Raw genomic sequence first — 7,486 nt, forward strand, 5'->3', positions numbered from 1 at the left:
ATTCAAGGAGGAATGTACGATGTCCACTACTTTATCCCAAACCAAAATTGCCTTTGTCGGCGCTGGTTCGATGGCGGAAGCAATCATCCGCGGACTCATTGAAACAAAAGTCGCTGATCCCCAAAATATATATGTGATGAATCGCTCAGATCAAGACAGATTAGCTTTTCTACGATCGGAATACGGTCTACAAGCAACGTCAGACCCGTTAACGAAGGAAACTTTTCTTCGTGTTGCTGATGTCGTCGTTCTCTGCATGAAGCCTAAGGATGTGGAGAAAGCCTTCGCCGAGCTGCAGCCGCTTTTGAACGAACAGCAGCTTCTCGTTTCTGTCATTGCTGGGCTCTCTATCGCAAAAACAGAAGCTCTGCTGCAAACCAATATGCCGATTGTTCGCACGATGCCCAATACGTCCAGCACAATTGGTCTAGGCGCTACAGGAATGAGCTTCTCCTCCAAGGTCAATGCTACATTCAAACAAGTTGCTACTCAAATGTTTGAAGCCGTTGGTACTGTAACGATCGTGGAGGAAGAGAAATTAGAAATTCTGACAGGCGTATCCGGCAGCGGACCTGCCTATGTCTACTATTTCATGGAAGCCATGATCAAAGCTGGTATCGATGGCGGCCTTTCCGCAGAAGATGCACATCAATTAACACTTCAGACGGTGCTCGGAGCCGCGCATATGGTTCAGCTTACGCAAGAAAATCCTGCTGAGCTTCGTCGCAAGGTCACCTCGCCAAATGGGGCAACGCAAGCTTCTATAGAAGCGTTGGATCGCTTTCAGTTTAGCGAAGCTATCTCACAAGCGGTATTTCGTTCTGCGGAGCGAGCCAAAGAAATGGGCGAACAAATTGCTGCGCCAAGCCCCGTAGCGAAATCCTCCTAATTTCATGAGGTCTAATTCTATCAAAAGCAGGTGAATGTTTACGATGAACGCATATTGTCTAGCCACCTATCGGAGTTTCGATGAGAAAGCCGATTTTCATAAAAAAGCAACAAGCATCGCTGTCGGCCTTACGGTTGGCAGCTGGACCGAACTGCCGGAAGCGCAAAAAGCCCAAATGGAGAAACATTTAGGGAAAGTCATTTCGGTTGAAGTGCATGAGCCCACTCAGGGAGAAACTATTTCAAACCGCTATGCCGATATCACAATCGCATATCCAGATATTAACTTCAGCAGGGACATCCCTGCCTTGTTGGTCACCGTATTCGGAAAGCTGTCGATGGACGGCAAAATAAAGCTAATTGACTTATCCTTCTCATCTGACTTCTTATCAGGCTTCTCAGGTCCCAAATTCGGTATGCAAGGTGTGCGAGATCTCCTTGGTGTCCATGATCGCCCCTTATTAATGAGTATCTTTAAATCGGTTGTCGGGTATGAGCTTCCCGCTCTGCGCGAACAATTTTATTTGCAAGCAGCCGGCGGTGTGGATCTCATTAAAGACGATGAGATTTTGTTTGAAAATCCATTAACACCATTGGAGAAACGGATCGAGATTTGCCTGGAAGCAGCTGCACAAGCCACCAAGGAAACAGGTCAAAAGCTGCTTTATGCTGTCAATTTAACCGGACCTACATCCAAGCTTGCAGCTCAAGCCAAGAAAGCAATCGGAGCTGGAGCTAACGCTTTACTATTTAATGTATTAGCTTACGGTTTCGATACGCTGCATGAATTAAGCTCGGATCCGGAAATAACGATTCCCATCATGGCTCATCCTGCCATGGCAGGTGCGACTTATCCGTCACCGCACTATGGGATATCCGCTTCTGTGCTTCTTGGTAAGCTCATGCGTTTGGCCGGAGCAGATTTAGTGCTGTTCCCTTCTCCTTATGGATCAGTCGTTATGCCTAGGGAAGAGAACATGGCAATTAAGCACGCTCTTCTAACTGATGATTTACGAAAAGATTACACCTATAACGCTCCTGCCGATGTACAATTGAAACTAGCGGCAAGCTTTCCAGTCCCTTCCGCAGGCATTCACCCTGGACTTGTCCCGCTTATTCTGCGTGATTTCGGCAAGGATGTCATCGTCAATGCAGGTGGAGGCATCCATGGACATCCACTCGGTACGATTGCGGGTGGGCAAGCCTTCCGTCAGGCGATTGATGCAACCATGCAAGGAATTACACTTCAAGATTATGCTCGAACACATCCAGAGTTACAATCAGCTATCGATACTTGGGGGAGTAGAGAATGAGTAAGGAACGCATTATTTTTTGCGACTTTGACGGTACCATTACCGTGAACGATAATATCGTTGCCATCATGAAGCATTTCAACCCAGCTGGTTGGGAAGCCATCGTAGAACGAATTTTGGACAAAAGTATATCCATACGTCAAGGTGTTGGTGACATGTTCGCCCTCCTCCCTACTTCCCGTAAGGATGAGATTGTCGAATATGCAATCAATAACGCAGTGATTCGTGATGGATTCAAAGAATTCGTAGATTATTGTAAAGAACAGAATATCAAGCTTTTGATTACGAGCGGCGGCATCGATTTTTTTATCTATCCGCTGCTGAAGCCCTTTGCAATCCCTAGAGAGCATATTTACTGCAATGCCAGCACATTTGAAGGAAACACCATTGAGATTTTGTGGCCAAATCGTTGTGACGAGCATTGTGCAACAGACTGTGGGATGTGCAAAACAAGTATTATACGCTCTTATGACGCTAATCGATATGAACGAATTATCATCGGTGATAGTATTACGGATTTCGAGGGTGCAAAGCTGGTCGATACGATCTTTGCTCGCTCTCATCTCATCGATATGTGTAAGCAGCTAGACTATCCGTATCACCCATTCGATACTTTCTTTGATATTATGAAGCAATTGGAGGCTGAACCTGTAGTATGAGTATTTTACTGGAAGACAAGCAGCGTGCATTCGCTGATTTACGTGATATTAAAGCTAATTTAGCGGCCAGAGGATGGTTTCCTGCAACGAGTGGCAATCTGTCTGTTCGAGTAGGAGGCTTCGAGCCTGACGCATTCACATTCGCTATCACCTCAAGCGGTAGAGATAAATCCGTGCAAACACCTGAGGATTTTCTACTCGTGAATGAGAAAGGGCAACCGACGGAAGCTACAAGCCTGAAGCCATCGGCAGAAACCTTGATTCATAGTGAAATCTATCGTTTAACAGGCGCAGGCGCCATTTTTCATGTACATACGATATTCAATAATTTGATCTCTGAACTGTATTGGGAGCGTAAAAGCATACCTGTAGACGGTGTTGAACTTATTAAGGCGTTCAATATTTGGGATGAGGAAGCTCAGATCGAAATTCCCATTTTACCCAATTACGCTGAAATTCCTCGTATCGCCGAGCTGGTGGAAGGTGCGATTGTTCCGCGAATTCCTGGTATCGTGCTGCGTAAGCATGGCATTTATGCCTGGGGAGCGAATGCTTTTGAAGCTAAGCGCCATCTCGAAGCGTTCGAGTTCCTTTTCGAATATGTATACCGCTCGCATTTGCTTCATAAAGGAAACTAATATCTTAACTTGAATAAAAAATAAAAAGTCAGGTCCTTGCCCAATTGGGCGAGGCTCTGACTTTTTTTGTCTCATAGAATCACTCAAGATGGGTAACACTACTTTTACTTGTTAAATCCGTATGCAAAGGAATACAAATACGCCTATGTTCTCAGTCATTAATACAAGTTTATTTCTACTTCTATTCATCTCTTATGTATATGTTAAAAAAAACATGAATCTCTTCGAGGTCTTAGTCTATTGGTTTTGGGTCTCACTGTTCGGGGAAGACTTTTCTGAAATTGTAGTAAGGAATTTACAGCTGATTGTTCCTTATCGCACCTACCAAATATTTTGGGATACCATGTTCTATTATTTATTATTATTTCCTATGTCTATGATTTGGTTTCTGCATTTTTATTTAAAAATGAGTCGTAAGTGGCAGCGCGTGATTCTCACTAGTGTTTATACCTTTATATTAGCAAGTATGCATATAGTTATGGAGCTTGCCGGTTATGTATATATCGTGCATTGGAAATTTTGGTGGTCACTTATAGTTTGGCTAACTTTTATCGTTTCTACTGTGGGACTCATGTACGTACTTCGATGGTTGAAAGGTAGGGACAAACAACCTGTATGATCTTAATTCCACCGGTTACTTTTGACGCAAACGAAGGCTTTGCTACGATCATTATGATCGCATTGATCCTGCTATATTGCATGCTCCCTAAGCGAATTCCACTTCCCATCGCACTGCTTATGATGATTTTCGACTCTTATTTGGGACGAGCTGTCGATAATATCTTATCTTCCTCTTATCCCTATAATGTGTATGATATTATGGATACCCCAAACTATGATTTGTTCGATTTTCTGCTTTACACGATTCCTTTTCCTCTAGTTGGGTATTTCTATGTGTATTTCTATGACAAGTATCCAATTCGTGCTCCTTTTCAGTTTATACACATCCTGGTTTGGTCGATTGCCTCTGTTGGCTTTGAAGCTCTTGCTGTCACCTTCTCGGTGTTTCAATATTATGGTTGGCAGCTTATTTACTCGTTTCCTGTCTATCTCTTAACCTTTGGTCTGAACACACTCTTATATATTCTGGCTAAAAAGCATTACAAAAGCTGGCAGCCCCAATGAAAAAAACGTCCCATTTTCTCCAGTTGAGAACTGCGAGAAGATTAGGACGTTTTTCTATTTATCTGATCCACTTGCAGCGGCTTTTTTCACAAAATTCGCTTCCCGAGCAGCGAAGCGATCAGACCAATAGCAAGCCGCGCAGTGCGTCTGCTTTCATCTAACATCGAATTAATCTCAACAACGTCAATGGAGACGATTCGAGCTGATTCCGCTAGCAGTTCACAGGCAAAATGCGCTTCGCGATAAGTCAGTCCTCCTGGCATCGGCATTCCGACCCCGGGTGCTTCTAACGGATCTAAGCAATCTGCATCGAAGCTGATATGGATACCGTCGGTTCCATGTCCGGCAATTTGCAGCGCCTTTTCAATGACCTTCTCTATACCCATCCGATCGATGTCATGCATCGTGAAGCAAGAAATTCCTTCTGTCACAATCAGTTCTCGCTCATCAGGTTCCACATCGCGAACGCCAATGATGACTACATTCTCCTTTTTAATCAAAGTATCAGAGCTTGAAATATCTCCTAACTTCAATCGAGCTTTACCAAGAGCCACCGCTAATGACATCCTGTTAAAGTACCCAGTCGGACTAGCCTCTTCGGTATTCAGACCAACATGAGCGTCAAAGTAAATGACGCCTAAGTTCGAGAACTGGGATGTTAGCCCTGCAAGTACCCCGATCGATACACTATGATCGCCGCCCAACACTAGAGGAACGGTGCCATTTTGAATAGCTTGCGAGACTTGCTTCGCTACCAGCTTGCTCATCTCTTTCACTTCAGGGAGATGTTTCACCTGTTCATCCTTCGAAGAAACAACAGAAGGCAGTGGACATCTCACCATATATTCACCTGCGAGCTCATACTCCGTTTTCCGAATTTGGCGAATTAAGCCTGCTTGAATCATGCTTTCCGGACCATCTTCCGTTCCCGGACGACCGGTTCCAAGTCCAAAAGGCACTTGAATAATACTAAGTTGTTTACGAGCCGACATGATACTCCCCTTCCTTTCCCCTTACCCTCAATTAAAAGACTAGCTTAATGCGTTCAAGTGCCCAATCTAATTGCTCCCTCGAGATCGTAAGGGGTGGCGCAAATCGAATTGTTGTTTCATGCGTTTCTTTGCACAAGATGCCAAGCTCTTTCATTTTTTCACAATACGGACGCGCCTGCTCGTTCAATTCAACTCCAATAAACAATCCGCGGCCTCGTACCTCTTTAATATGCGCACTTTCGATCATGCGCAGATTTTCAATGAAATATTCCCCTAATTCATACGATCGTTCAACCAATTTCTCTTTCTCAAGTATATCCATTGCGGCAATAGCAACGGCGCAGCCTAAAGGATTTCCACCGAAGGTGGATCCGTGCGATCCGGGATTAAATAAGCCGAGAATATCCTCATTCGCGGCAACTGCTGAAATCGGGAATACACCGCCACCCAGCGCTTTCCCCATAATATAAACATCTGGCTTTACAGATTCCCACTCACAGGCGAACAACTTTCCTGTTCTTCCAAATCCTGTTTGAATCTCATCCGCTACGAAGAGAACGTTATTTTGTTTACACAGCTGATAGGCTTCTTGCAAGAAACCTTCACTTGGAATGACAATCCCAGCTTCCCCTTGAATCGGCTCTACCAGAAAAGCGGCTGTATTCGATGTTATGGCTTGTTTTAAAGCATCTAAGTCTCCATAAGGAATGATTTTGAAGCCAGGCGTAAAGGGACCAAAATCTTCTTTATACTCGTCCGAAGATGAAAAGGAAGTCACTGTAATTGTCCGTCCGTGAAAATTTCCTTCGCAGACAATGATTTCCGCCTGATTCGCCGGAACTTTCTTGACCTTATACGCCCAGCGTCTCACAGCTTTGAGGGCAGTCTCTACTGCTTCTGCTCCTGTGTTCATGGGAAGTATCATACTTTTCCCAGTCAGTGCAGACAGCTTTTCATAAAATTCTCCAAGCTGATCGTTATGAAACGCTCTCGACGTCAATGTTACTTTGTCCGCTTGAACCTTAAGGGCTTCGATAATTTTGGGATGTCTGTGTCCATGATTCAAAGCCGAATAGGCACTTAACATATCCATAAACCGATTGCCTTCCGGATCTTCAACCCAAACGCCCTCAGCCCGCGAAATGACGATCGGCAGCGGATGGTAGTTATGTGCGCCATATTTTTCCGTTTGCTTAATAATATTGGTTGTTTCGCTCGTCATGACGGCACTCTCCTAAGAGTTCTGATTACAAAACTTACATCGTAAGCATAAGCTTCGCGTATTATTTTTAAAGTATGCGTTCTCCGAACACAGAGCCAATTAATTCTACTGCTGTTTTAGCTGTTTTGTTATTTTGATCCAGCATCGGATTCACTTCGACAAACTCAGCGGAGACAAGAACATTCCGCTCATACAGCATCTCCATCGCAAAATGACTTTCCCTGTAAGACATACCACCGGAAACGGGAGTGCCGACACCTGGGGCTTCTCCAGGGTCCATCCCATCCAAATCAAGGCTAAGATGAACACCATCTGTTCCGTTGGTTACGATCTGAAGCGCTTCTTCCATCACCTGTTTCATGCCGTTTCGATCAATATCATGCATAGTGAATACACGAATGCCTTTTTCCTTCAGGAACGCTCTTTCGCCTTGATCAATGGATCTAGCTCCGATAATGACCACATTCTCCGGTCTTAGCTTCGCTTCAATACCACCGATGGATACCAAGTCCGGGTGACCATAACCTAGTGCAACGGCTAAGGACATACCATGTATATTGCCAGAGTACGTTGTTTCCTCGGTGTTAACGTCAGTATGAGCGTCAAACCAAATCACACCAAGCCTGTTTACATGCTGCAGAACCCCTTT

General features: G+C 44.5%; 8 protein-coding genes. 5 read left to right on the plus strand and 3 right to left on the minus strand.

The window, feature by feature from the left end; translation table 11 throughout:
- Nucleotides 1-19: 19 nt before the first annotated feature.
- The 5 genes from proC (at nucleotide 20) to GC102_RS29540 (ending at nucleotide 4,623) form a co-directional block, all read left to right on the plus strand.
- Nucleotides 20-889: a pyrroline-5-carboxylate reductase gene (gene proC / locus GC102_RS29520; RefSeq protein ID WP_171692680.1), complete on the plus strand. Its 870-nt coding sequence runs from the start codon at nucleotides 20-22 to the stop codon at nucleotides 887-889.
- A 43-nt stretch (nucleotides 890-932) separates the two neighbouring features.
- Nucleotides 933-2,201, plus strand: coding sequence for a 2,3-diketo-5-methylthiopentyl-1-phosphate enolase (locus tag GC102_RS29525; protein ID WP_171692681.1), 1,269 nt, complete (start codon nucleotides 933-935; stop codon nucleotides 2,199-2,201).
- Nucleotides 2,198-2,860 (plus strand): 2-hydroxy-3-keto-5-methylthiopentenyl-1-phosphate phosphatase, encoded by a 663-nt coding sequence (locus GC102_RS29530; RefSeq protein ID WP_171692682.1) that lies wholly within the window; start codon nucleotides 2,198-2,200, stop codon nucleotides 2,858-2,860. The genes GC102_RS29525 and GC102_RS29530 overlap by 4 nt, the downstream gene beginning before the upstream one ends.
- Entirely contained in the window at nucleotides 2,857-3,498 is a 642-nt protein-coding gene (gene mtnB, locus GC102_RS29535) for a methylthioribulose 1-phosphate dehydratase (protein WP_171643340.1), read from the plus strand. The genes GC102_RS29530 and mtnB overlap by 4 nt, the downstream gene beginning before the upstream one ends.
- A 615-nt stretch (nucleotides 3,499-4,113) precedes the next feature.
- A complete protein-coding gene (locus GC102_RS29540; protein WP_171692683.1) occupies nucleotides 4,114-4,623 on the plus strand; it encodes a hypothetical protein in 510 nt (169 codons plus the stop codon).
- An 86-nt stretch (nucleotides 4,624-4,709) separates the two neighbouring features.
- On the opposite strand, the gene rocF (GC102_RS29545) is transcribed toward GC102_RS29540, so the two are convergent.
- The 3 genes from rocF (GC102_RS29545) to rocF (GC102_RS29555) form a co-directional block, all read right to left on the minus strand.
- Nucleotides 4,710-5,615, minus strand: coding sequence for an arginase (gene rocF, locus GC102_RS29545; protein WP_171692684.1), 906 nt, complete (start codon nucleotides 5,613-5,615; stop codon nucleotides 4,710-4,712).
- 31 nt (nucleotides 5,616-5,646) lie between these two features.
- The gene (locus GC102_RS29550) at nucleotides 5,647-6,837 is read right to left on the minus strand and encodes an ornithine--oxo-acid transaminase (RefSeq protein WP_171692685.1); all 1,191 of its coding nucleotides are present in this window, start codon (nucleotides 6,835-6,837) and stop codon (nucleotides 5,647-5,649) included.
- Between the two features lie 67 nt (nucleotides 6,838-6,904).
- Nucleotides 6,905-7,486, minus strand: a 582-nt coding sequence (gene rocF / locus GC102_RS29555) for an arginase (protein ID WP_171687909.1), incomplete at its 5' end; no start/stop codon positions are given.

Source organism: Paenibacillus germinis, from assembly GCF_013141785.1.
GTDB classification, from domain to species: Bacteria; Bacillota; Bacilli; order Paenibacillales; family NBRC-103111; genus Paenibacillus_E; species Paenibacillus_E phytorum.

Coding starts and splice junctions, on each gene's coding strand:
- mtnB (WP_171643340.1), top strand. CDS start 2,857: ATGAGTATTTTACTGGAAGACAAGCAGCGTGCATTCGCTGATTTACGT.
- rocF (WP_171692684.1), bottom strand. CDS start 5,615: ATGTCGGCTCGTAAACAACTTAGTATTATTCAAGTGCCTTTTGGACTT.
- GC102_RS29525 (WP_171692681.1), top strand. CDS start 933: ATGAACGCATATTGTCTAGCCACCTATCGGAGTTTCGATGAGAAAGCC.
- GC102_RS29550 (WP_171692685.1), bottom strand. CDS start 6,837: ATGACGAGCGAAACAACCAATATTATTAAGCAAACGGAAAAATATGGC.
- GC102_RS29530 (WP_171692682.1), top strand. CDS start 2,198: ATGAGTAAGGAACGCATTATTTTTTGCGACTTTGACGGTACCATTACC.
- proC (WP_171692680.1), top strand. CDS start 20: ATGTCCACTACTTTATCCCAAACCAAAATTGCCTTTGTCGGCGCTGGT.
- GC102_RS29540 (WP_171692683.1), top strand. CDS start 4,114: ATGATCTTAATTCCACCGGTTACTTTTGACGCAAACGAAGGCTTTGCT.